General features: G+C 72.4%; 18 protein-coding genes. 2 read left to right on the forward strand and 16 right to left on the reverse strand.

Going from position 1 to position 21,466, the window contains the following annotated elements; genetic code table 11:
• Positions 1-5: 5 nt before the first annotated feature.
• Entirely contained in the window at positions 6-830 is an 825-nt protein-coding gene (locus tag AC5L36_RS26690; RefSeq protein WP_441223143.1) for a tryptophan 2,3-dioxygenase, read from the reverse strand.
• Between the two features lie 239 nt (positions 831-1,069).
• Between AC5L36_RS26690 and AC5L36_RS26695 the strand changes: the two genes are divergently transcribed.
• Entirely contained in the window at positions 1,070-1,687 is a 618-nt protein-coding gene (locus AC5L36_RS26695) for a helix-turn-helix domain-containing protein (protein WP_441223015.1), read from the forward strand.
• Here AC5L36_RS26695 and AC5L36_RS26700 read toward each other — a convergent pair.
• The 14 genes from AC5L36_RS26700 to AC5L36_RS26765 form a co-directional block, all read right to left on the reverse strand.
• Complete coding sequence (locus tag AC5L36_RS26700) at positions 1,668-2,768, reverse strand: alpha/beta hydrolase family protein (protein WP_441223016.1); 1,101 nt, start codon at positions 2,766-2,768, stop codon at positions 1,668-1,670. The genes AC5L36_RS26695 and AC5L36_RS26700 overlap by 20 nt on opposite strands.
• Positions 2,765-3,766 (reverse strand): LLM class flavin-dependent oxidoreductase, encoded by a 1,002-nt coding sequence (locus AC5L36_RS26705; RefSeq protein ID WP_441223017.1) that lies wholly within the window; start codon positions 3,764-3,766, stop codon positions 2,765-2,767. Before AC5L36_RS26705 ends, AC5L36_RS26700 begins: the two co-directional genes overlap by 4 nt.
• Before the next feature lie 5 nt (positions 3,767-3,771).
• The gene (locus AC5L36_RS26710) at positions 3,772-4,077 is read right to left on the reverse strand and encodes a TIGR04076 family protein (RefSeq protein WP_441223144.1); all 306 of its coding nucleotides are present in this window, start codon (positions 4,075-4,077) and stop codon (positions 3,772-3,774) included.
• 5 nt (positions 4,078-4,082) lie between these two features.
• On the reverse strand, positions 4,083-5,084 hold the full coding sequence (locus tag AC5L36_RS26715) for a zinc-binding dehydrogenase (protein WP_441223018.1): 1,002 nt from the start codon (positions 5,082-5,084) through the stop codon (positions 4,083-4,085).
• Complete coding sequence (locus AC5L36_RS26720) at positions 5,081-5,518, reverse strand: YybH family protein (RefSeq protein WP_441223019.1); 438 nt, start codon at positions 5,516-5,518, stop codon at positions 5,081-5,083. Before AC5L36_RS26720 ends, AC5L36_RS26715 begins: the two co-directional genes overlap by 4 nt.
• The gene (locus AC5L36_RS26725) at positions 5,515-6,777 is read right to left on the reverse strand and encodes an amidohydrolase family protein (protein WP_441223020.1); all 1,263 of its coding nucleotides are present in this window, start codon (positions 6,775-6,777) and stop codon (positions 5,515-5,517) included. The genes AC5L36_RS26720 and AC5L36_RS26725 overlap by 4 nt, the downstream gene beginning before the upstream one ends.
• Entirely contained in the window at positions 6,774-8,435 is a 1,662-nt protein-coding gene (locus AC5L36_RS26730) for a hydantoinase B/oxoprolinase family protein (RefSeq protein ID WP_441223021.1), read from the reverse strand. The genes AC5L36_RS26725 and AC5L36_RS26730 overlap by 4 nt, the downstream gene beginning before the upstream one ends.
• The gene (locus AC5L36_RS26735) at positions 8,428-10,083 is read right to left on the reverse strand and encodes a hydantoinase B/oxoprolinase family protein (protein WP_441223022.1); all 1,656 of its coding nucleotides are present in this window, start codon (positions 10,081-10,083) and stop codon (positions 8,428-8,430) included. The genes AC5L36_RS26730 and AC5L36_RS26735 overlap by 8 nt, the downstream gene beginning before the upstream one ends.
• Complete coding sequence (locus AC5L36_RS26740; RefSeq protein ID WP_441223023.1) at positions 10,080-12,128, reverse strand: hydantoinase/oxoprolinase family protein; 2,049 nt, start codon at positions 12,126-12,128, stop codon at positions 10,080-10,082. Before AC5L36_RS26740 ends, AC5L36_RS26735 begins: the two co-directional genes overlap by 4 nt.
• A 5-nt stretch (positions 12,129-12,133) precedes the next feature.
• Positions 12,134-14,116, reverse strand: coding sequence for an ABC transporter ATP-binding protein (locus tag AC5L36_RS26745; protein WP_441223024.1), 1,983 nt, complete (start codon positions 14,114-14,116; stop codon positions 12,134-12,136).
• Positions 14,113-14,958: an ABC transporter permease gene (locus AC5L36_RS26750; RefSeq protein WP_441223025.1), complete on the reverse strand. Its 846-nt coding sequence runs from the start codon at positions 14,956-14,958 to the stop codon at positions 14,113-14,115. Before AC5L36_RS26750 ends, AC5L36_RS26745 begins: the two co-directional genes overlap by 4 nt.
• A complete protein-coding gene (locus tag AC5L36_RS26755) occupies positions 14,958-15,968 on the reverse strand; it encodes an ABC transporter permease (RefSeq protein ID WP_441223026.1) in 1,011 nt (336 codons plus the stop codon). Before AC5L36_RS26755 ends, AC5L36_RS26750 begins: the two co-directional genes overlap by 1 nt.
• A 7-nt stretch (positions 15,969-15,975) precedes the next feature.
• A complete protein-coding gene (locus AC5L36_RS26760) occupies positions 15,976-17,601 on the reverse strand; it encodes an ABC transporter substrate-binding protein (protein WP_441223027.1) in 1,626 nt (541 codons plus the stop codon).
• 191 nt (positions 17,602-17,792) lie between these two features.
• On the reverse strand, positions 17,793-18,383 hold the full coding sequence (locus tag AC5L36_RS26765) for a hypothetical protein (protein ID WP_441223028.1): 591 nt from the start codon (positions 18,381-18,383) through the stop codon (positions 17,793-17,795).
• A 100-nt stretch (positions 18,384-18,483) separates the two neighbouring features.
• On the opposite strand from AC5L36_RS26765, the gene AC5L36_RS26770 reads away from it, so the two are divergent.
• Positions 18,484-19,494: a hypothetical protein gene (locus AC5L36_RS26770; protein ID WP_441223029.1), complete on the forward strand. Its 1,011-nt coding sequence runs from the start codon at positions 18,484-18,486 to the stop codon at positions 19,492-19,494.
• A gap of 13 nt (positions 19,495-19,507) precedes the next feature.
• Here AC5L36_RS26770 and AC5L36_RS26775 read toward each other — a convergent pair whose 3' ends face one another.
• Positions 19,508-21,400, reverse strand: a complete 1,893-nt coding sequence (locus AC5L36_RS26775) for a CocE/NonD family hydrolase (RefSeq protein ID WP_441223030.1) — start codon at positions 21,398-21,400, stop codon at positions 19,508-19,510.
• Between the last annotated feature and the right edge of the window lie 66 nt (positions 21,401-21,466).

Here is a 21,466-nt window from a genome sequence, read left to right on the forward strand (position 1 = left end):
GGTCCTCACATGTGGGTCCGGGCCGACCACAGCTCCGGGAAGACCGGGCGGGCCATGCTGCGGCGCAGCCAGTTGGCGCCCGACGAGCCGGCGGTGCCCGGCTTGTCGCCCAGGGTCCGCAGCACGGCCTTGAGGTGCAGGTAGCGCCAGTCCATGAACTGCTCGCCGACCTCGGTGAGCGCCTCGGCGAGCAGCCACAGGTCGTTGCCGGGGGTCGGCTCGCGGTAGACCCGCACCCAGGCGTCCTCGATGGCGGGGTGCGGCTCGTGGTCGCTGGTGCGGTCGCGGTCGAGCGCGTCGGCGGGGATGTCGTTGCCGCGCCGGGCCAGCAGCGCCACCACCTCGTCCCAAAGGCTCGGCTCGCGGATGTCGCGGGTCAGCTCCGCGTACACCGCCTTCTGGCGGCGGAACGGGCGGATCAGCGGCTCGCTCTTGAGGCCGAGCGCGAACTCCATGTGCCGGTACATCGCGGACTGGAAGCCGGACGCCTCGCCGAGCTGGCCGCGGAAGCGGTTGAAGTCGGCCGGGGACATCCACCGCAGCGTGCGCCAGGAGGCGTTGAGGCCCTCCAGGTGCAGGCCGGCGCGGCGCAGCGGCTCCAGCGCTCCCCACACGTCGTCGTCGCGGACCAGCCGCTGCGCCTCGCGCAGCTCGTAGCGGATCAGCCCGAAGTACAGCTCCATGATCTGGCTGACCACGAGGAACGACATCTCGCCCGCGTCGTCGCTGATGGTCTGCTGGAGCGTGTGCAGCGTGCTGGCGTGGACGTACTCGTCGTACGGCGCGCTCTCCGCGAACTGGATCGTCTGGTCGTCCTCTTGGACGGCCATGGGTGCCGCAGTCACGCAAGATCACCTCCAACCACCAGCATCGTCGGTCACGGGCCCGCGGTGAATGGCGGTTCAACGGGTCCCTGACAGCAGTACCCGCAGAACCAGCGGTGGAACGCCGTCGCGACTTAACGAGTGAAAAGTGGGGTTGTTTTGGAGTGCTACGTCCTGTTCTCCTGCTGTCCCGAAGGCGGCAAGTTCGATAGGATCGAACAGATTCGGCACCCCCTGGAGGATCGTTGCGCACCTCGGCCGCCCGCGAGCAGAAGACAGACGCCCACCCCGACCGGGTGGGCGCGCGGATGCGGCGGTTCCGCACCGAGCGCGGCCTGACCCTGCGCGGGCTGGCCGCCCGGGCCGGGCTCTCCATCGGTTTCCTGTCGCAGGTGGAGCGGGGTGTCTCGTCGATCGGGCTGACCGCGCTCAACAGTGTGGCCGCGGCCCTCGACCGGCCGGTGGCCGAGTTCTTCGCCGAGGGCGACGAGGCCAGCTCCGACGGCGCGGCGGCCGCGCTGCCCGGCCACTTCACGCTCACCCGCGCCGAGAGCGGCGCGACGGAGTACGTGTCGGGCCAGGTCACCTACCGGATGCTCTCCGACCGGGGGCCCAACCTGGTGCTCGAGCCGATGGTGGTGCACATCGCGCCGGGCGGCCGTCGCGAAGAGGCGTACGCGCACGCCGGCGAGGAGTTCGCGTACGTGGTGACCGGCGAGCTGCTCTACGAGGTCGACGGCGTCGAGCACCGGCTGCGGCCGGGCGACAGCGTGCACCTGCGCTCCAACGTGCCGCACAACATGTACAACGACACCGACGAGGTGACCACGGTCGTCTCGGTAGTCACTCCGCGGCTGTTCTAGACCCGCCCTTGTTCACTGTCACGTAATTTTCGATGGCCTCCGCCGTCGTGTGCCACAGCGGGGCCGCCGGGTCGATCACCGCGAAGTGGTCGCCGGGCTCCTCGATGTACCGCACGTCGTCGCCGGCCGCCCGCGCCGCCGCCACGTACCGCCGGTTGAAGTCGATCAGGTCGAGGTCGTCGTCGGCACCGATCACCACGAGCTGCGGCACGCCGATCGGCACCCGGGCCAACGGGTCGGCGGCGGCGTAGATCTCCGGCACCTCGTAGCGCGGGCCGCCCAGCGCGGCGGTCACCGCGCCGGTGCCGATCCCTCGCCCGTCACCGCCGGCGAGGTCGAGCACGCCGGCCAGCGGCACGGCGAGCACCACCCGCCCGTGGTCGGCGGCCACCCGCAGCGCGAGCTGGCCGCCGGCCGAGTGGCCGAGCACGACAGTCCGACCCAGATCGAGGCCGCCGTCCACATCGGACAGCGCGGCGAGGCCGGCCGCGACGTCGCTCACGGTGGCCGCCCAGCCGTGGCGGTCCGGGCGCCGGTACTCCAGGTTCCAGGACGCGAACCCGCGCGCCGCGAGGTCGATCGCGAGCGCGTCCATCAGGTCGGCGGCCCACACCGAGCGCCAGAACCCGCCGTGCAGCAGGACCGCCACCGGACACGGCCGCTCGGCGGCGGGTGGCAGCCGCAACTCGCCGTACCGCTCGGCGCCGGGCCCGTACGCGATCCGGGTCGCCGGCCGGCGTCGCCGCAGCACCGCGTGCCGGATCGCCCAGACCAGACCCCAGACGCCCCGGCCGTAGAGGTGGACCGCGCCGGCCGCGACCGCCGCCGGGCCGGTGACCTCGATGTCGTACCAGACGGCGGCGGGCGCGTGCGGCATGAGCGCGCGTATCTCCGGGTGGCGGCCGGGCAGCACGACGGTGGGCACGCCGGCGGCGAGGTGCGCGCGCACCGCGGCGGCGCTGTCGACGACCGCCACGGTGCCGTCGACGCCGAGCCGGTCGAACTCCCCCTGCGCCACCGAAGCGAGGAGGGCGTGGTCGGCGCGCACGCCGCCCGCGACGACCACCCGCGCGCCGCTCACGAGGCCTCCCGGCGCAGCGACGGCAGGACCTCCGTGCCGAGCAGGTCGACGCCGCGCTCGTCGGTCAGGCCGTGCGGGGTGCCGAACTCGACCCGGCGCACGCCCGCGTCGATCAGCGCCTGCGCTTGCCGGGCCACGTGCTCCGGGGTGCCGGCGAAGGCGAACATGTCGAGCACGTCGTCCGGGATCAGGCGCCCGGCCGCGGCGTGCTCGCCCGCGTCGACGAGCGCGGCCACCCGGGCGAGCAGGTCGGCCGGTACGCCCGCGGTGGGGTCCAGGTCGGCGACGACGGCGAGGTACATCGCGACCTCGGTGCGGGCACGGGTCCGGGCGGCGCCCCCGTCGCGGTCCACGACGGTGACCGCGCCCAGCACGATCCCGATCTCGTCGACCGGCCGGCCGGCCCGTGTGGCACCGGCGCGCAGGCGGTCGCGGATCACCGGGACCATCGCGGGGTTGGCGCTGCCGCCCACCTTTATCTCGGCGGCGATCCGCCCGGCCAGCGCCGCGCCACGCGCGCCCCACGCGCCGACCAGCAGCGGCGGGTCGGGGCGCCACACCTTGTAGCGCAAGGCGGTGCCCGGCGCGAGCGTGAACACCTCGCCGGTGAACCCGCTCGAGTCGCCGCTCAGCAGCCGGTACACGACCTCGGCGCACTCGCGCAGCGCGGCGAGCGGGCGCGGCTGGGCGATCCCGACCGCGCCGAGCCAGGTGCCCCGGGCCAGCCCGAGGTAGGCGCGGCCGGCCGAGGCGAGGTCGAGCGCGGCGACCTGGCCGGCGATCTCGTAGGGCGCCATCGAGTACGGGTTGAGGCAGGCCGCGCCGAGCCGCACCCGCTCCGTGGCGTCCGCCATCTCCAGCAGCGGGAAGATCGGCGGCTGGTACATGAGGTCGCCGAAGACCGTCAGCACGTCGAAGCCGCACTCCTCGGCCCGCCGGGCGAGCCGCGCGTAGGCACCGGCCGGCTTGTCGCTCTGTAGGCCCAAGCCGATCTCCACGGCACTCACGTCAAGTCGGCGGAGTTCATGCCCCGCCGGCCGGTGCGCTCCACGCGCATGACGAGGCGCTCCTCGGGGTCGGGGCAGGCGAAGTGCGAGTCCTGTGCCAGCCAGTCGCCGGGCGGCACGTCGCGCTGCTTGGCGGCCAGGAACGGCAGCACGGCGGCAAGCGCGTACACGCAGAAGTGCTTGCCCTCTGGGATTGTGAGGTGGGCGCTGTCGGTCAGCTCGAAATAGTCGCCCATCGCCATGCCGCACACCGAGCGGCCCTCTATGCGGTCGACGCACACGCGCAGGTCGTACAGCTCCATATCGGTCACGGCGTTCTCCCTCCAACGTGGACGACGATCTTTCCGGTGGTGCGGCGGGCGGCCAGGTCGGCAAGCGCGGCCGGCGCCTCGTCCAGAGTGGGCGTGCGGCCGACCGGCGGGCGGACGGCGCCGGCGGCGCAGAGCGCGAACAGCTCCGCGTACACCTGCCGCACCCGATCCGGGCGCCGCCACGGGTAGGCCGAGCCCCAGGACAGGCCGATGAGCGTGGTGTTGGCCGCGACGAGCGCCATGGGGTCGACCGGGGGTGGCGGGCCGCCGGCGGCGCCGATCGCCACGATCCGGCCCTCGAAGTCCAAACAGGACAGCGAACGGGCGAACACGTCACCGCCCACCGGATCCAGGACCGCGTCGACGCCGGTGCCGCCGGTGGCGTCGAGCACCGCCGCGACGAAGTCGCCCTCCCGGTAGTCGACGGCGAGGTCGGCGCCGTTGTCGCGGCACACGGCCAGCTTCGCCGGGCCGCCGGCGGTGCAGATCACCCGGGCGCCGCGGGCCACCGCCAGCTGCGTCGCGGCGATCCCGACGCCGCCGGCGCCGGCGTGCACCAGCACCGTCTGGCCGGCACCCACACCGGCCCGTTCCAAGGCCCAAAAGGCCGTCTGGTACGTGACCGGAAGCGCCGCGGCGACGACCGGGTCGAACCCCGCGGGCAACGGCGTGGCGAGCGCGGCGTCCAGCGTGACGGTCTCGCCCAGCGCGCCGTGCGGCAGCGCCGGGCAGGCTACGACGTCCACATCGGACATATGCTCGGCGCCGGCACCGGTCGCGACCACGCGGCCGGCCACCTCGACTCCGGGCGTCATCGGCGGGTCGGGCCGCACCGGGTAGGTACCGCGGCAGAGCATGACGTCGAGGAAGTTGAGCCCGACCGCGCGCACCGCCACGGTGACCTGGCCGGGCCCCGGCGGCGGGTCGTCGGGCAGCTCGGCGACCGCGAGCACGTCGGCCGGCTCGCCGGTCGTGTACGCGCACAGGCGGCGGATCACGCCGGCCCGCCGGGCCTGGTGCGAGGCCCGGCGGGGGCTCCGGCGGGAGTGGCGACCCGTTCGGCGTGGTGGTGCACGATGAGCCACCGGCCGCCGTCGCGGCGCAGTACGTCGGTGACCCGGGTCTGCTCGGCGTCGCGCGAGCCGGCCGGCACGGCGACGAGGACGTAGCGGGCGGCGGCGGTGTCGTTCCAGACGTCGACGCGCAGATCGGTGGCGTCGAGCCGGTCGAGCCGCGGCCGCTGGCCGGAGGCGTCGCGCCCGTCCCGGTAGGCGTCGAGCTCGGCGCGGCTGCGCAGCGGCCCGGGCAGGTGCGTCTCCCAGGTGGTGACCTCGGGGTGCAGGTGGCTGTCGAAGCGGTCGCGGTCGCCGGCGAGGAACGCGTCGTACATGTCCGCGATGCCGTCCGCGATCCGTTCCACGTCCTGACTCATGACACGCTCCATCCCGCCCGGTCGTCCCGAACCACCCGGCCGCCGGCCATCACCCAGCGCACGCCGCGGAAGGCGGAGGTGTGCGCGACCGGGTCGGCGTCCATCGCGATCAGGTCGGCGTACCGTCCAGGCTGGACGGTGCCGAGGTCGTCGGCCGCGCCGAGCCAGCGCACCGGGCCGAGCGTGCCCGCGTACAGGGCGCGCGCCGGGCCGATGCCCGCCTCGGACATGTACTCCAGCTCGCGCACCGAGGCGTTGGTGCCCTCGAAGTGCCAGAACGGCGGCATGTCGCTGCCCAGCAGCACCTCGACCCCGGCTGCCACGGCGATGGCATAGCTGTCGAGGTGCCTCGGCCCGGCGCCGAGCGAGCGGGCCTGCATCCACTCCGGCACGCCCAGCTCGTCGAAGAACTCCTTGCACCGGGTGACGAGCAACGTCGGTACCAGTGCGGTGCCGCGCTCGGCCATCAGCGCGGCCACCTCCTCGGTCAGCTCGTAGCCGTGTTCGACGCAGTCGAGGCCCAGCGCGACCGCCTCGGCGATCACCTCGGCCGGGCCGGCGTGCGCGGTGACCCGCCGGCCCCAGGCGTGCGCGGTCTCGATGACCGCGGCCAGCTCGTCGGGGAAGAGCTGGCGGGTGGTGATCCGCTCGTGCTCGCCGGCGATGCCGCCGGAGATCATCACCTTGATCAGGTCGGCGCCGGCCTTGACCTGGCTGCGCACACCGCGGCGGAACCCGTCGGCGCCGTCGCATTCGAGCGTGTCCGGGCTCTCGTGGCCGTGGCCGCCGGTGCAGACCAGCGCGCGCCCGGCGGTGTAGACGCGCGGGCCGGCGACCCGGCCGGCGGCGATCGCCCGGCGCAGCGCGAAGTCGGCGTGGTCCTTCTCGGCGACACACCGGACGGTCGTGACGCCGGACAGCAGGGTGCGGCGGGCGCCGTCGGCCATGTAGAGGGCGAGCTCGTACGGGTTCATCGTCTTCACACCGTCGCCGCCGCTCCCGGGCAGCGAGAGGGACAGGTGGGTGTGCATGTTGACCAGGCCGGGCGTCAGGTAGGCGCCGTCGAGGTCGACCGTCTCGTGCTCGCCGGCGTCGCGGGCCTCGGCCAGCACCTCGTCGCGCGGGCCGACCGCGGCGATGCGCTCGTCGCGCACCCAGACGGCCGCGTCGGGCAGGGCGGGCACGCCGTCCACGATCCGTCCGTCCACGACCGTGCATCCCAGCACCACTGTGGACCGTTCCAGGACCCGCTCACTCATACGGCCGTCACCCCGTACACGTCTCGTGCGGCCGCGGCGGAGACGTAGCCCTCCGCGACGTCCTCCCGCACCGCGGCCGCACCGCGCCGCCGCGGGTCGCCGTGTCCGCCTCCGCCGGCCGTCAGCACCGTCACCCGATCACCCACCGCCACGCGGGTCCGCCTGGTGCTGACCCGCGCCTCGCGGTCTGTCCCCGGGAACACGACGACCTGGTTGGGCTCGGGTGACAGGCCGCCGGCCAGGGCCCAGGGGCGGCTGCGGGTCTTCTTGATGACCGACAGGAACTCGCCCGGCGTCACGAACCGGATGTCCCGCCGCAGCCCCACACCGCCGCGGAAGCGGCCGGCGCCACCGGAGTCGGTGCGCATCTCCACCCGTTCGAAGAACATGCCCGTCTTCGCCTCCAGGACCTCGACCGGCGTGTTGCGGGCCTGCGTCTGGCACAGGTGGTTGGCCGGCCCGATGCCGTCGTGGTCGGGCGCCGCGCCCCAGCCGACCGCGTCGTTGTTGCTGACCGCGAACAGCTGCCCGGTGTCCGGATGGGTCCCCACCATCATGAACCCGGGCACGTCGCCGCCGGAGGAGGCGGGCAGCCGCTCCGGCATGCCCTGGGCGAGCGCCTTGTAGATCAGCTCCAGCGCGACGGTGCCGGTCCACTGGGTGAACGTCGCGGCCGGGTACACGGCGTGGAAGAGCGTGCCCGGCGCGGCCCGCACGTCGAGCGGCGCGAAGTGGCCGGCGTTGGTCTGCTCCGCCGGGGTGGTGATCGCCTTGAACGCGACCCGCGCGGTGGCGATCGTGGCGCCGAAGGGCAGGTTGACCGGGCCGGGCACGGCCAGCGAGGAGCCGGCGAAGTCCACGGTGAACCGTCCATCCGCGACGGTCACGGTGCACCGCATCAGGATGGGGTCGGCGGTGACGCCGTCGTCGTCGAGCCAGTCTTCGGCGGTCCACGAGCCCTGCGGCAGACCCTCGACCGCCGCCCGGGCCCGGGCCTCCCCGTCGGAGATCATCCGGCGCACGGCCGCCGCGACGGTGGACCGGCCGAACTTGGCGAAGATCTCCAGCAGCCGCCGCTCGCCGGTGCGGATCGCGGCCACCTGGGCGTGCAGGTCGCCGAGGACCAGGTCGGGCATCCGCGAGTTGAAGCGGATCAGCTCGGTGATCGCGGCGACCGGCTCGCCGGCCCGGAAGACCCGGGTGCCCGGGAAGATGACGCCTTCCTGGTGCATGTCGGTCGAGTCGAGCACATAGCCGGGGTCCTTGGCGCCGAGGTCCATCCAGTGCGCCCGGATGCACAGGTAGCCGACCGGCGTGGCACCCAGGAAGACCGGCGCGAAGAGCGTCGCGTCGTAGGCGTGCGCGGCGTTCCAGTACGGATAGTTCATCAGCACGACGTCGCCGGCGCGCAGGGTGTCCGCGCCGACGTACTCGACGCCTTTGCGGATCGAGTAGTCGTTGGCGCCGAGGAAGCGGCTCAGCCCGGTGGACTCGGCCACGAGGCGCAGGTCGGCGTCGTAGACCGAGATGCCAAAGTCGTGCACCTCGTAGACGACCGGGTTGAACGCGGTGCGGATCAGTGTGGCCCGCATCTCCTCGGCCGCGGCGACGAGGTAGCTGCGCACCACCTCGACGGTCGCACCGTCCACCTCAGACATCGGAAACCCCGTACACGTCGCGGGCGGCCTCGGGCGAGACGAAACCCTCGGCCACGTCCTCCCGGACCGCCACCGGGTCGCGCTCGCCCGGCTCGCCGTGCCCACCGCCGCCGGCGGTCAGCAGCGTCACCCGGTCGCCCACGTCCACCCGGGTCCGCTTCGTGCTGACCCGCGCCTCACGTGACGTATCCGGAAAGACGACGACCTGATTGGGCTCGGGCTCCAGGCCACCGGCCAAGGCCCAGGGGCGGCTGCGGGTCTTCTTGATGACCGACAGGAACTCGCCCGGCGTCACGAACCGGATGTCCCGCCGCAGCCCCACACCGCCCCGGAAGCGGCCGGCGCCACCGGAGTCGGTGCGCATCTCCACCCGTTCGAAGAACATGCCCGTCTTCGCTTCGAGGACCTCGATGGGCGTGACGCGGCCGGTGCTGCCGGAGACGTGGGTGGCCGCGTTCATGCCGTCGTGCGTGACGGTCGCGCCCCAGCCGACCGGGTCGTTGTTGCTGACCGCGAAGAGCTGCCCGGTGTCCGGGTGCGTGCCGACCATCATGAAGCCCGGCACGTCACCGCCGGACGAGGCGGGCAGCCGGTCCGGCATCCCCTGGGCGAGCGCCTTGAGGATCAGCTCGACCGCGACGATGCCGGTCCACAGCGTGTACGTGGGTTGCGGATAGACGGCGTGGAAGAGCGTCCCCGGCTCGGCCTTGACCCGAAGCGGCGCCACGGTGCCCTCGTTGGACGGCTGGTCCGGCGAGGTGAGCGACTTGAGCACCACCTTGCAGATCGCCTCGGTGGCGCCGAACGGCATGTTGATCGGGCCCGCCGTCGCCGGTGACGACCCGGCGAAGTCCACGGTGAACTCGCCGTCCGCGATCGTCACGGTGGCCTGCATCCGGACGGGTTCGGTCCCGATGCCGTCGTCGTCGAGCCAGTCGACCGCGGTCCACGAGCCCTGCGGGAGCGCGTCGAGGGCGGCCCGGCTGCGCGCGGCGCCGTCGTCGATCATCAGCTGCACGGCCGCCGCCACGGTGTCGCGGCCGAACTTCTCCAGGATCTCCAGCAGCCGCCGCTCGCCGGTGCGCAGCGCGGCGATCTGGGCGTGCAGGTCGCCGAGCACCTCGGCCGGCATCCGCGAGTTGAAGCGGATCAGCTCGTGGATCTCGTGTACCGGCTCGCCGCGCGAGACCACCTTGGTGCCCGGGAAGATGAGCCCTTCCTGGTGCATGTCGGTCGAGTCGAGCACGTAGCCGGGGTCCTTGGCGCCGAGGTCCATCCAATGTGCCCGGACGCAGAGGAAGCCCACCAGCGTGTCGCCCTGGAACACCGGCGCGAAGAGCGTGGCGTCGGCGGCGTGCGCGGCGTTCCAGTACGGGTAGTTGAGCAGCACCACGTCGCCCGGGTGCAGGTTCTCCCGGCCGACGTACTCGACGCCCTTGCGGATCGAGAAGTCGTTGGCGCCGAGGAAGAACGTCAGGCCGGTGGCCTCGGCGACCAGGCGCAGGTCGGCGTCGTACATGGACATGCCGAAGTCGTGCACCTCGTAGATGACCGGGTTGAACGAGGTGCGGATCAGCGTCGCCCGCATCTCCTCGGCCGCGGAGATGAGGTAGCTGCGCACCACCTCGACGGTCGCGCCGTCGGTCATGAGTCCCCCAAGGTCACGAGCAGGTAGCCGTGCGGGTCCACGTCGACGCGCTGGCCGCTCGGCACGACCGTGGTGGAGGTGCCCTCGTCGACGAGCGCCGGGCCGGTGAAGCCGTCGCCGGGCGCGAGCGCGTCCCGGTCGTACACCGCGAACGGCACCATCGCGCGGGTGGCCACGTCGTACGCCGTGCGGTGCCCGCGCAGCGCCCGCCGTGGATCGCCGTCGCCGGGCGGAGGCGACGCCAGCGCCGGTCGCCTGGTCCGGCCGATGCCGCGCACGCGCAGGTTGAGGATCTGGAGGCGGTTGCCCATCGTGTGGCCGTACCGGGCGTGGTGCAGCTCCTCGAACGCGGACCGGATCGCGTCCGGGCGCAGCTCGCGCCCGACCGTGACCATCAGCGAGTGCTCCTGGCCGAGGTAGCGCAGCTCCAGCTGGCGCTCCAGGACCGCGTCGCCCGTGCCGACCCCCTGGTCGGTCAGGGAGGCGAGCGCGTCGGCCTCCACGCCCTTGTAGAGCGCCTCAAGCTCGTCGAGGTCGGCGTCGTCCAATGTGGTCATCACGGTGCGGGCGAAGTCGTCGACGATGTCGGCGGACAGCATGCCCCAAGCGGAGAAGCCGGACGGCGCGAACGGCACGAGCACCTCGCGGATGCCCATCTCCCGGGCCAGCAGCGGGGCGAGCAGCGGCCCCGCGCCGCCGAACGCGAGCAGCGAGAAAACCCCGGGGTCGTGTCCACGTTCGACGGTGATCTGCCGGACCGCGCCGACGGTGCGGGCCAGCAGCACGTCGATCACGCCGGCCGCGGCCGCCTCGGCGGTGAGCCCGAGCGGCGCGGCGATCGTGCCGGTGAGCGCCGCCCGCGCCGCGTCCGCCTGGAGGCCCATGTCGCCGCCAAGGAACCGATCCGGGTCGATGTATCCGAGGACCACCGCGGCGTCGGTGACGGTCGGCTCGGTGCCGCCCCGGCCGTAGCAGACCGGGCCCGGGTCGGCGCCGGCGCTGCGCGGCCCGACCTTGAGCAGGCCCCGGTCGAGCCAAGCGATCGAACCGCCGCCGGCGCCGATCGTGCGGATGTCGTACGCCGGGATGAGCAGCGGGAAGTGCTCCAGCTGGGCCTCGTACGCGGCGACCGCGCCGCCCCGCTCGATCACGCAGGCGTCCAGCGAGGTGCCGCCGATGTCGAACGTGAGCATGTCGTCCCGGCCCAGGGCCTCGGCGAGGTACGCGGCGCCGACGATCCCCCCGGCCGGGCCGGAGAGCACGGTGTGGGTCGGCGACGTCTTGGCCACCGCGGAGGTCATCGAGCCGCCGCCGGAACGCATGATGAGGAACCGGCCGGCGAACCCGCGCTCGGCCAGGCCGCTCTCCAGCTCGTCGACGTAGCGCTCGAAGATGGGCCGGATGTACGCCTCCAGCACGGTGGTGCTGGTCCGTTCGTACTCCCGGTACTCCCGCACGATGTCGGTGGAGAGGGACAGCGAAACGTCCGGATAGGACTCTCGGACGATCCGGGCGGCCTCCCGCTCGTGGGTCGGGTCGAGAAACGAGTGCAGAAAGCAGATCGCGATCGACCGCACGCCCTGCTCCTCGACGAGCGTGCGGGCGGCGGCGCGGACGCTCTCCGCGTCCAGCTCCTGGACCACCCGGCCCTTGTAGTCCAGCCGGCCCACCACGCCGGCCGTGTACCGGCGCTTCACCAGGCTTTCCGGCCGCTGGTACGTGAAGTCGTACATGTGGTCGGCGGGCACGTTGCCCCGGCCGAGCAGGAAGATGTCCCGGAAGCCCTCGTTGGTGATGATGCCGGTGGCGCCCCCGCGCCGCTCCAGCACCGCGTTGAGGCCGAGCGTCGTGCCGTGGATGAACAGCTCCACGGTGGACAGGTCGGTGCCCAGCTCGGCGATCGCGTTGAGCACCCCGTCGGCCGGGCGCGACGGTGTCGTGGACGCCTTGCGAAAGCGGACCCGGTTGGTGCGGGTGTCCAGCTCCATCGCGTCGACGAAGGTGCCGCCGATGTCGACGGCGAGCCGGAGGGGAAATTCGGACACTAGCGTCAACTCCTTAACCCAAAACGCCGTTCCCGGATCAGGGCGGGGATCTGCGGCACGCGCCAGCAGGCCGCCTCCGTCGCCCCGTACGGCGTCAGGTGCTGCGGCTCGGCGCGGCACTCGTCGGTGGCGAACGGGCACCGCGCGGCAAGCGGGCAGCCGGTGGCCGCGTCCGCCTCGTCGAGGTCCTTGGCCAGCTCCACCCGCGGGCCGGTGAAGCCGCCGTCGAGGCTCGGCGCGCTGGACAGCAGGGCCCGGGTGTACGGGTGCAGCGGGTTGCCGAACACCTCGTCGACCGGGCCCTGCTCGACGATCCGGCCGAGGTAGAGCACCACTACCCGGTCGCAGAAGCCGCGGACCGTGGCCAGGTCGTGGGAGATGAACACCGAGCCGCGCGTCGAGTCGCCCGCCAGCTCGGCGATGACGTCGAGGATCTGCGCCTGCACGGTCACGTCGAGCGCCGACGTCGGCTCGTCGAAGACGATCAGCTCGGGGTCGCCGACCAGCGCCCGCGCGATGCCGACCCGCTGCGCCTGGCCGCCGGACAGCTCGTGCGGGCGGCGGCGGAGCATGGCCGGGTCGAGGCCAAGGCGGGCCAGCACCTCGGCCACGCGGGCGGCCCGCTCCGCCGCCGGTACGCCCAGGGCGCGCAGCGGCTCGCCGATCGCGTCGGCGACCGTGCGGCGCGGGCTCAGCGAGCCGACCGGGTCCTGGAAGACCAGCCGCGCCTTGGTACGCAGCCGGCGCAGCTTCCGGCCACGGAGCGCCCGCATTTCGGTGCCGGCCAGCTTCACCGTGCCGGTGGTCGGCGCGGTGAGGCCGAGCATCAGCCGGGCGAGGGTGCTCTTGCCGCAGCCGCTCTCCCCCACCACGCCGACCGTCTCGCCGGCGCGGACCTGGAGGCTGACCCCGCGCAGGGCGTGGTGGCCGCCGCTGCCGAACCGGCTCCCGTATACGACGTGCGCGTCCTCGATCTCCATGACCACGGAGCCGGGCTCTCCTCCGGTGCGCCCGGCGGTCTCGCCGCCCACGATCGGACCGGTCTGCGGATGGAAGCACGCGAACTCCCAGCCGTCACCGGTCGGCGCCGGCCGCTCACTCGTGCAGCGGCCGGTCGCGTGCGCGCAGCGGGGCGCGAACGGGCACGCCGCGGGCGGCGACGACAGCAGCGGCATCGCCCCGCCGATCGCGCGGGCCGGGCGGCCGGAGACGTCGGGCACCGAGGCGAGCAGCGCCCGGGTGTACGGGTGGGCCGGCTCGCGCAGCACCGTGGCCGCCGGTCCACTCTCGACCACCGTGCCGGCGTACAGCACGACGACCCGGTCGCAGATCGGCGCGATCGACGCGAGGTCGTGCGAGATGAGCAGCACGCCGCGCCCGTCGGTGTCGGCGGCGTGCCGGAACTGCCGAAGGATCTCCCGGGTCAGCGTGACGTCCAGCCCGGTGGTCGGCTCGTCGGCGATCAGCAGCCCCGGCGCGCAGCCCGTGGCCAGCGAGATCATCACCCGCTGGGCCATGCCGCCGGACAGCTCGTGCGGGTACGCGTCGAGGCGGCTGGCCGGGTTGCGGATGCCGACCGCCTCGAAGAGCTGCCGCGCGGCCTCCCGCGCCGCGTCCCGTTCCATGCCCTGGTGGGTGGTGAGGCGGTCGGTGAGCTGACGGCCGACGGTGCGGGTGGGGCTGAGCGCGCCGCGCGGGTTCTGGAAGCAGAGGGCGGCGCCGTGCCCGCGGTGGGTGGCGAGCGCGGCCCGGTCCATCGCGAGGACGTCCGCGCCGTCGAAGCGGACCGCGCCACCGGTCCGCGCGCCGTCCGGCAGCAGCGCGACGATCGCGCGGGCGACCATGCTCTTGCCACCGCCGCTCTCGCCGACCAGCCCGACCACCTCGCCGGCGTCGACGTGCAGGCTGACCCCGCTGAGCGCGGCGACGTCCCGCCCCGGCCGCCGGATCAGCACCGACAGGTCCTCGATGGACAGAAGCGAGCTCACGACCGCCTCCTCGCGTCGGCGCGTTCCTGGAGGCCCTCGCCGAGCAGGCTGAAGCCGAGCACGCAGACCAGCAGCGCCAGGCCGGGCGGCACCGACGTCCACCAGCGGCCGGCGACCACGTCCGGGCTGCCGAGGCTGATCATCGCGCCCCACTCGGCGCCCGGCACGGTCACGCCGAGGCCGAGGAACGACAGGCCGGCGAGCGTGAGCATCGCCCACCCGCAGTTGAGCGGCGCGATGACCCGCACCGGCGTGAGGCTGTTGGGCAGCACGTGCCGCCACAGCACGCCGAGCGTGGAAGCGCCCGAGGTGATGGAAGCGTCCACAAAGGGCAGTTCGCGGATCGAGCGGACCTCGGCGCGGACCAGCCGCGCGTACGCCGGCGCGTTGACGAGGGCGATGGTGATGACGAGGTTGACGGTGCCGTTGCCGAGCAGGGCGGCGACGGCGAGCGCGAGGATGAACGTGGGAAACGCCTGGAAGATGTCGACGATCCGCATCAGCACGTCGTCGATCCACCCGCCGAGGTATCCGGCGAGCAGCCCGAGCGCGGTGCCGACCACGACGGCGAGGGCGACCGCGGTGACCGCGACGCCGAGGTCGAGGCGGGCGGCGTAGAGCAGCCGGCTCCAGACGTCCATGCCGTTGGTGTCGGTGCCGAGCGGGTGCGCGCCGCCCGGCCCGGCGAGGCTCGCGGCCGGGTCGATCTCCTCCGGGCCCCAGCCGCTGAGCAGCGGCGCGGCCAACGCGGCGAGCGCCACCACGGCCAGGATCGCCGCGCCGGTCACGATCAGCACCCGGGAGAACGACCTGGACCTGGTCTCCGCGCGCACGCCGGTCATCAGATCCTCACTCTCGGGTCGAGGATCGCGTGCACCACGTCGGCGATCAGGAACACGAGCACGTAGCAGAGCGCGACCAGCAGCACCGACGCCTGCACCACCGGATAGTCGCGGTAGAGCAGCCCGCGCAGCGCCCACTGCCCGAAGCCCTGCCACGAGTAGACGTACTCGACGAGCACGGTCGAGCCGATCGCGGTGCCGAACACCAGCGCGGCGAGCGCCGGCAGGCGGACCAGGGCCGGGCGCAGCAGGTACCCCCGCAAAAGAGTGCGTGGCCGCAGGCCGTGCGTGGTGGCGGCGAGGTAGGCCTCGGAGCGCAGAACCTCCAGGGCGGAGGCGCGCACGCTGCGCAGCAGCGGCGCGACGACGACGATCGCGAGCGTCGCGACCGGCAGCACGAGGTGGCTGAGCGCCGAGGTGAACGCCGGGCCGTTGGCGGTGAGCACCGCGTCGAGCAGGTCGGCGCCGGTGAGCGGCGTCAGGTTGGTGTCCGGGTCGACCCGGCCGCTGGGCGCGGGAAACCAGCCGAGCGCGCTGTATCCGACCAGGATCAGCACCAGGCCCAGCCAGAACTCCGGCATCGAGTTGCCGACCAGCGCGAGCACCCGCACGCTGTGGTCGCCGAACCGGTCCGCGCGCCGGGCCGACCAGACGCCGAACACCACCGCGACCACCAGGGCGAGGCCGACCGCGATCACCACCAGCTCCAGCGTCGGGCCGACCCGGACGGCCAGCTCCGAGCCGACCGACGTTCCACTCTGGATGGACGTGCCGAGGTCGCCGGTGGCCAGCCCTTTCAGGTAATCGAGGAACTGCTGCCACATCGGCTTGTCCAGCCCGAAGCGGGCGCGTGCCGCGTCGGCGTCGGCCTCGGTCGCGTTCGGGCCGAGGATCGTGCGGATCGGGTCGCCCGGCAGCACGCGCACCAGCACGAAGGTCAGCACGACCACGCCGAGCAGGACCGGGACGACCTGGAGCAGCCGCCGGGCGACGAAACGAAGGAGCCGCATCCGCGGGTCAGGCCGACACGCTCAGGTAGCGCAGCCGGGCCAGCCCGTCCATCGGCTGGACCCAGCCGCTCACCGACGAGCGGACCGGCAGGTTGAAGTTGGGCTGGCAGATGATGACCCAGGGCACGTCGGCGGCGAAGATCTCCTGTACCCGCTTCCACAGCGCCAGCCGCGCGGCTCCGTCCACTGTGGTGTGCGACTTCTCGTAGATCTGCTCGATCTCCGCGTTGGTGTAGTTGGCGTAGTTGAGGGCCGCGCCCTTCACGAAGCTCGTCGCCAGCATGTACTCGACGTCGTTGACCCACAGCTGGCCGGAGGTGAGCTGGAGCGGGATGTTCTTCTGCTGCCGCCGGCCGGCGAGCGTGGCCGGGTCGAGCGGGGTCAGCTTGAGCTCGATGCCGGCCTTGCGCGCCTCGCTCTGCACGAGCACCGCGATCTGCTGCTGGGTGGCGTTGTCGGTCTCGAAAACCAGCTCCGAGCTGATGGCCTTGCCGCCGAGCGCGGCCTTCGCCTTCTCGACGTCGTAGCCGAACGGGTAGCCGCTCTCGTCGTACCCCGGCATGTCCAGCGGGACCAGGCTCTTGGTGGGCCGGGCGTCGCCGCCGTACACGTTCGCGATGATCTGCTCGTACGGCACCGCGTAGGCGAGGGCCTTGCGGACGTTCACGTCGTCGAACGGCGCGGTCGTCACGGACATCTGGATCGCGACCTGCTCGTTGCTGGCGGCCGAGACCACCGTGATGCCGTCGGTCTTCTTGAGGTCGACGATGTCGCGCTGCCCGATGCCGAGCGCGACGTCGATGTCTCCGTTTTGGAGCTGGAGCCGCTGGTTGGAGCCGTCCGCCACGACCGCGATGCGGATGGTGGCGGCCTTGGCGGGGTCCGGACCGGTGTACCCCTTGTTGGCCTCCAGCACGATCTCCTGCCCCTGGGTGGCCTTGGTGACGTTGAAGTAGCCGCCGGTGGGCGCGTTCTTGGCGAGCCAGTCCTTGGCCCAGGGGTCGGCGTCGGTGGCGTGCTTCTTGGCTTCGACGGAGTCGAAGACGTACAGCGAGATGGCCTGGATCTGCCGGGTCAGCGCGCTCGGGAAGGCCTGGGTGAACGTGACCGTGTAGTCGTCGACGACCCGCACCTGGTCCGGCTCGGTGAGGCCGATAGTGCGGTAGACGCCGGCGACGTTGGCCTGCGCGGCGAAGGCGCGGTCCTTGGACCACTTGACGTCCGCGGCCTTCAGCTCGTTGCCGCTGGCGAACGTGACGCCCTTGCGCAGCTTGAGCGTCCAGGTCTTCTGGTCGGCGCTCGGCTCGAACGACTCGGCGAACGTCGGCGTGATGCTCTGCGTGTCGAGGATCTTCGACCCGCCGGCGTCGGTCACGCCATAGTCGATCATGTATGGGAACACGTTCTTGTACAGCATCAGGGCGGTCAGGTCGAACCCGACGAAGTCCTGGTCCCAGCTGCTGAGGTAGCTGGAGACGGCGATGCGCAGGGTGCCGGCGGCCGGCCCCGCCGACGCGGTGCCGGAGCCACCTTCCTTCTTCGAACCGGCGGCGCACGCGCCGGTGGCCAGCAGCAGCGCGACGCTGCCGCCGAGCTGGAGCACGGAACGGCGGGAGAGGCTTGAGTCAGCCATGGGACGTCCTTCCAGAACCGCGACCGGAGGTGGACCGCTCTCCGTGTTCTATCAGGCTTAAACTTCGTGAACAAGAGTGCGCGCGTTGTTCACGCCAACCTGTGTCCTAGCTGGTGGACAGGAGCCGCGCCCCAGCGGCACCACCGTTCACACACGTTCACACAAGCGTTACAGACGGATCGCCCGAACGGTCAGTCGATCGGGGTGGTGTCGAGCGTGTAGATGTACCGGCGGTCGCCGGAGACCACCACCTCCACCCGCGTGCCGTCGACGACCGCCTGGTACACCTCGTGCGGGACTTCCCAGCCGTAGCAGTCGTCGCTCGTGCCGTCGTCGACGCCCAGGAAGTGGATGTCGTACGGCTCGCGGGTCTCCCAGTGGTGGAAGGTGCGGACCTGGCAGGCGACCGCCACGCCGCGCACCGTGCGGCGGCCGGCGCCGCGCACGGCCCGCACGAAGTGCGTGGCGATCATGTACCACCACCAGGCCACGAACGAGAACGCCAGCGCGGCCCCGGCCCAGTCGTACAGCGTGCGGTCGCCCTCCGACAGCGCCCACCCGCCCAGCACCAGCAGGATCGGGCTGCCGATCAGCGTGAAGATCAGCAGGACCACGCCGTCGCGGCCGGTGCGGGCCGGGCTGTCCAGGCTCGGATAGCGGTAGCGGACGCGGACCGGGCGGCGCGGGACCCGGCCGCCGGCGTCCGACCAGGCCGTCTGGGACCACTCCTGGGCGTGGAAGCTCGGCGGTCTGGCCTGCGGGTGGATCTGGAACCGAGCCACGGCGGCATGGTAGCGACGCCGGGCAATGTGCCGATTCGGCTCCGCGGATGATCACGCCGCCATAGGCTGGAGTTCTGCGTACCTGAGCTAGGACTCAGCCATGGCAAAACGGATGGAACGGCGCGCGCCGCGCGGAGTGGACTACAGCGGGCGCCAGCGTGAAGAGGCGGACCAGCCGGCCTGGCGGCGCTGGTGGAACGGCGCCACCAAGACGATCGTCGGCGCGGGCGCGCTGGCTTCCGCGGTCGCCGCGATCGTGTCGCTCTGGCCGGCGCCGGACCCGGCGAACGCGGCGGCCTTCCACGCCGTACGGATCACGCCGGAGGTGCCGTTCAGCGAGTACCGCCAGCGGATCGCCACGGCGCACGGCACCGGCGAGGACACGTTCGGCATGGGCGGCTTACACCTGGCCGCCGCGGCGACCGCCGCCACGGGCGAGCCCGCACCCGAGTGGCCGCCGGAGCCGGCACCGGAGCCGAGCGACACCGCGCCGCCGGCGGACGCGACGTCTGTGCCTCCCACGACCTCCGCCCCGGAGTCGTCACCGGTTGAGCCCGCCGCCCCACTCCTCCAAGGGAGCGCGGTCGAGGTCGAACCCTCCGCGGACAAGGGCCAAACCTTGCGCGTCGACCCGAGGCGGATATGCGATCACATGAAGACGTTCGCTTCCGCGTGCCGCGCAAACCCCGGCTTGGCGGCTCAATATGCGGACAGCACGCTCCCGAGCGCGTCGCCCACGCACGGCGTCGAGCAGGAGGAGCGAGGTGCGGCTGGGGTCGACAACATCTTCCAGCAGGCGCGCAAGGTGCCGGCCGACGAGAGCGAACCGCTCGGCGTGGTGGTGACCGTCGAACTCGAGCTGACCGGCATGCGTGACCGGCCGGCCCACCTCTCGTGGTCGATGTGGCAGCAGGGCGGCGCCCGCCGGCTGCACGGCGAATGGCTGAACACCAACCTCGCGTACCGGCTCGTCGCGACGTCGGACCGGGACACCGCCAGCCTCGACTTCTGGATCCCGCTCCCGCCCGAGCACGGGGCCTACTTCATCCGCTCGGTGCTCGCTGTCGACGGGGCGACGGTCGCCAGCGCCGACAGCGAGACCTTCAAGTGACGAAACCGAGGGGTCAGAGGCCCGCGGCGTGCGCGGCGGCCGTGCCACCGACCACCGGGAGCACCACGTTGCTCGTCTTGAGCGCGACGTCGAGCCGGGCGCGGGTCTGGTCGACCTGGCTGGAGTACTGCGGGTAGCTGCCCACGATGACGACGCCGATCCGGTGTCCGGGCTGGAACACGTAGTCTTCGGGCAGCATCGGGAAGCTGTAGTTGTACGCCTGGCCGGGCACCAGCGGCACCGCCGTGCGGATCGACTGGCGGTTTAGTGCGTCCTGGATGCCCTTCGTCACCAGCTCCACATCGGACGTCGCCACCCGCTTCTGGGTCTGCTTGTAGCAGGGGTCGTCGGTCGGGCTCGTCTCACCCCAGCAGTCCTGCGTGTCGAGCGTGATGATGCCCTCGCCCGAGGCGCGGTGGTTGACCCGCTCGGCGGCGCCGTAGTCGACCAGGATCGCACCGAGGTTGGTGTCGGTCTGGTCGGCCGTCACCCGCAGTTGCACCACGGGCGTACCCGAGATGTGCAGCGGCGCGGTCAGTGGCGCGGACAGGAAGGCGAGCCGGTTCGGCTGTACCAGGTCCGGGTTGAGGATCATCGTGTTCTGGCTCTGGGTCGGACTGTCCTGGAAGGACCGCGTGGTGGGCGACGCGACCGGCACCACCTTGAGCCCGCCGGCGCCGCCGGTGCCGGGCTGGAGGAAGACCTCGGTGTCGGCCTTGCCGGGCACCGGCCAGTCGGCGTACGTCTCCCACACGTCGGCCGAGCGCTCGATGTCGACGCGCGGCTCGTCCATGATGCCGTTGGCCACGCCATGCAGCCAGAAGTCGAACCAGCGGTGCAATGTGGACACCCACACCGCGCGCCGCGAGTCGAACGGGTCGACGTGCCCCTCCTGGGAGAGCCACAGCTTGCGCGGCACATCGTTCTCGGCGAGCGCGTACCAGAACTTGCTGAAGTGGTCGGCCCGCACGTTGTCGTCGTTGAGGCCGTGGTAGAGCAGCACGCTGGCGGTCATGTTGGGCACCTTCTTGACGTAGCTGCGCTCGTTCCAGAAGGCGGTGTAGTCACCGGTCTCGTCGCCGTCCGCGGCGGCGATGCGGTCGCGGGTCGGCTGGCAGTAGGCCCGCCGGTCGGGGTTGGTGACGATGTTGGCGAGCGACGCCACGTAGCTGTTGCCCCGGGTGACGACGCCGTTGCTGCGCACGTAGTCGTAGTACTCGGTCGGCCCGCTGATCGGCACCACGGTGGTCAGGCCCGGCACGCCGGTCACCGCGGTCGCCATGGCCAGCGAGCCGTCGTACGACTTGCCGATCATCGCGCTCTTGCCGTTGTGCCAGTCGGCCGTGACGACCTGGCCGGCGGCGTTGCGGGCGGTGGCCCGGCCGTTGAGCCAGTTGATGGCCTGCTTGGCGCTGAGGTTGTCCTCGTTGGCGTTGGTGGTCGGGCAGCCGGTGGAGTTGTTGGTGCCGACCATGTCCAGCAGGATCACCGCGTAGCCGCGCGGCACGAAGTAGTTGTCGTAGAAGAGCGGCCACTTGTCGAGCAGGCCGTCGCCGTCGAGGTCGGCCTTGCACTCGGCCTCGTTGCCCCGGCAGAGCGTGGAGTAGTACGGGCTGGCGTCCATGACGACCGGCACCTTGAGGCCGTCGAGGGTCGCCTTTGGACGCATCACGTCGAAGGCGATGATGTCGCGCAGCCCGTCGCGGTCGCTGTCGAATGTGGAGTCGATGAACAGCCGCTCGCGGATCGCGTCCGTGTAGCCGAAGACGGGCTGGGTGACACCGCCGGAGACGACGATCGACGGAACGTCCGCCGCGAAGGCGGGGCTCGTCCCGCCCAGGACCGCGACGGCGGCCACCGGTAGCAGGGCAACGGCGACGCGGAACAGCCTGCCGGAGCGACTCATGCATCCTCCCCTATGCCAGTTGTGCGTACGTTATGGCAAAGCGGCCGGGGTGGGATCAGTCAGATG

The sequence above is a fragment of the Phytohabitans sp. LZ39 genome (genome assembly GCF_059359075.1).

What these genes read in the sequence shown, in the direction of transcription:
- AC5L36_RS26690 (WP_441223143.1), bottom strand. Translation starts at nt 830, where the DNA reads ATGGCCGTCCAAGAGGACGACCAGACGATCCAGTTCGCGGAGAGCGCG.
- AC5L36_RS26725 (WP_441223020.1), bottom strand. Translation starts at nt 6,777, where the DNA reads ATGAGTGAGCGGGTCCTGGAACGGTCCACAGTGGTGCTGGGATGCACG.
- AC5L36_RS26750 (WP_441223025.1), bottom strand. Translation starts at nt 14,958, where the DNA reads ATGACCGGCGTGCGCGCGGAGACCAGGTCCAGGTCGTTCTCCCGGGTG.
- AC5L36_RS26720 (WP_441223019.1), bottom strand. Translation starts at nt 5,518, where the DNA reads ATGAGTCAGGACGTGGAACGGATCGCGGACGGCATCGCGGACATGTAC.
- AC5L36_RS26760 (WP_441223027.1), bottom strand. Translation starts at nt 17,601, where the DNA reads ATGGCTGACTCAAGCCTCTCCCGCCGTTCCGTGCTCCAGCTCGGCGGC.
- AC5L36_RS26755 (WP_441223026.1), bottom strand. Translation starts at nt 15,968, where the DNA reads ATGCGGCTCCTTCGTTTCGTCGCCCGGCGGCTGCTCCAGGTCGTCCCG.
- AC5L36_RS26775 (WP_441223030.1), bottom strand. Translation starts at nt 21,400, where the DNA reads ATGAGTCGCTCCGGCAGGCTGTTCCGCGTCGCCGTTGCCCTGCTACCG.
- AC5L36_RS26730 (WP_441223021.1), bottom strand. Translation starts at nt 8,435, where the DNA reads ATGTCTGAGGTGGACGGTGCGACCGTCGAGGTGGTGCGCAGCTACCTC.
- AC5L36_RS26735 (WP_441223022.1), bottom strand. Translation starts at nt 10,083, where the DNA reads ATGACCGACGGCGCGACCGTCGAGGTGGTGCGCAGCTACCTCATCTCC.
- AC5L36_RS26710 (WP_441223144.1), bottom strand. Translation starts at nt 4,077, where the DNA reads ATGGAGCTGTACGACCTGCGCGTGTGCGTCGACCGCATAGAGGGCCGC.
- AC5L36_RS26770 (WP_441223029.1), top strand. Translation starts at nt 18,484, where the DNA reads ATGGCAAAACGGATGGAACGGCGCGCGCCGCGCGGAGTGGACTACAGC.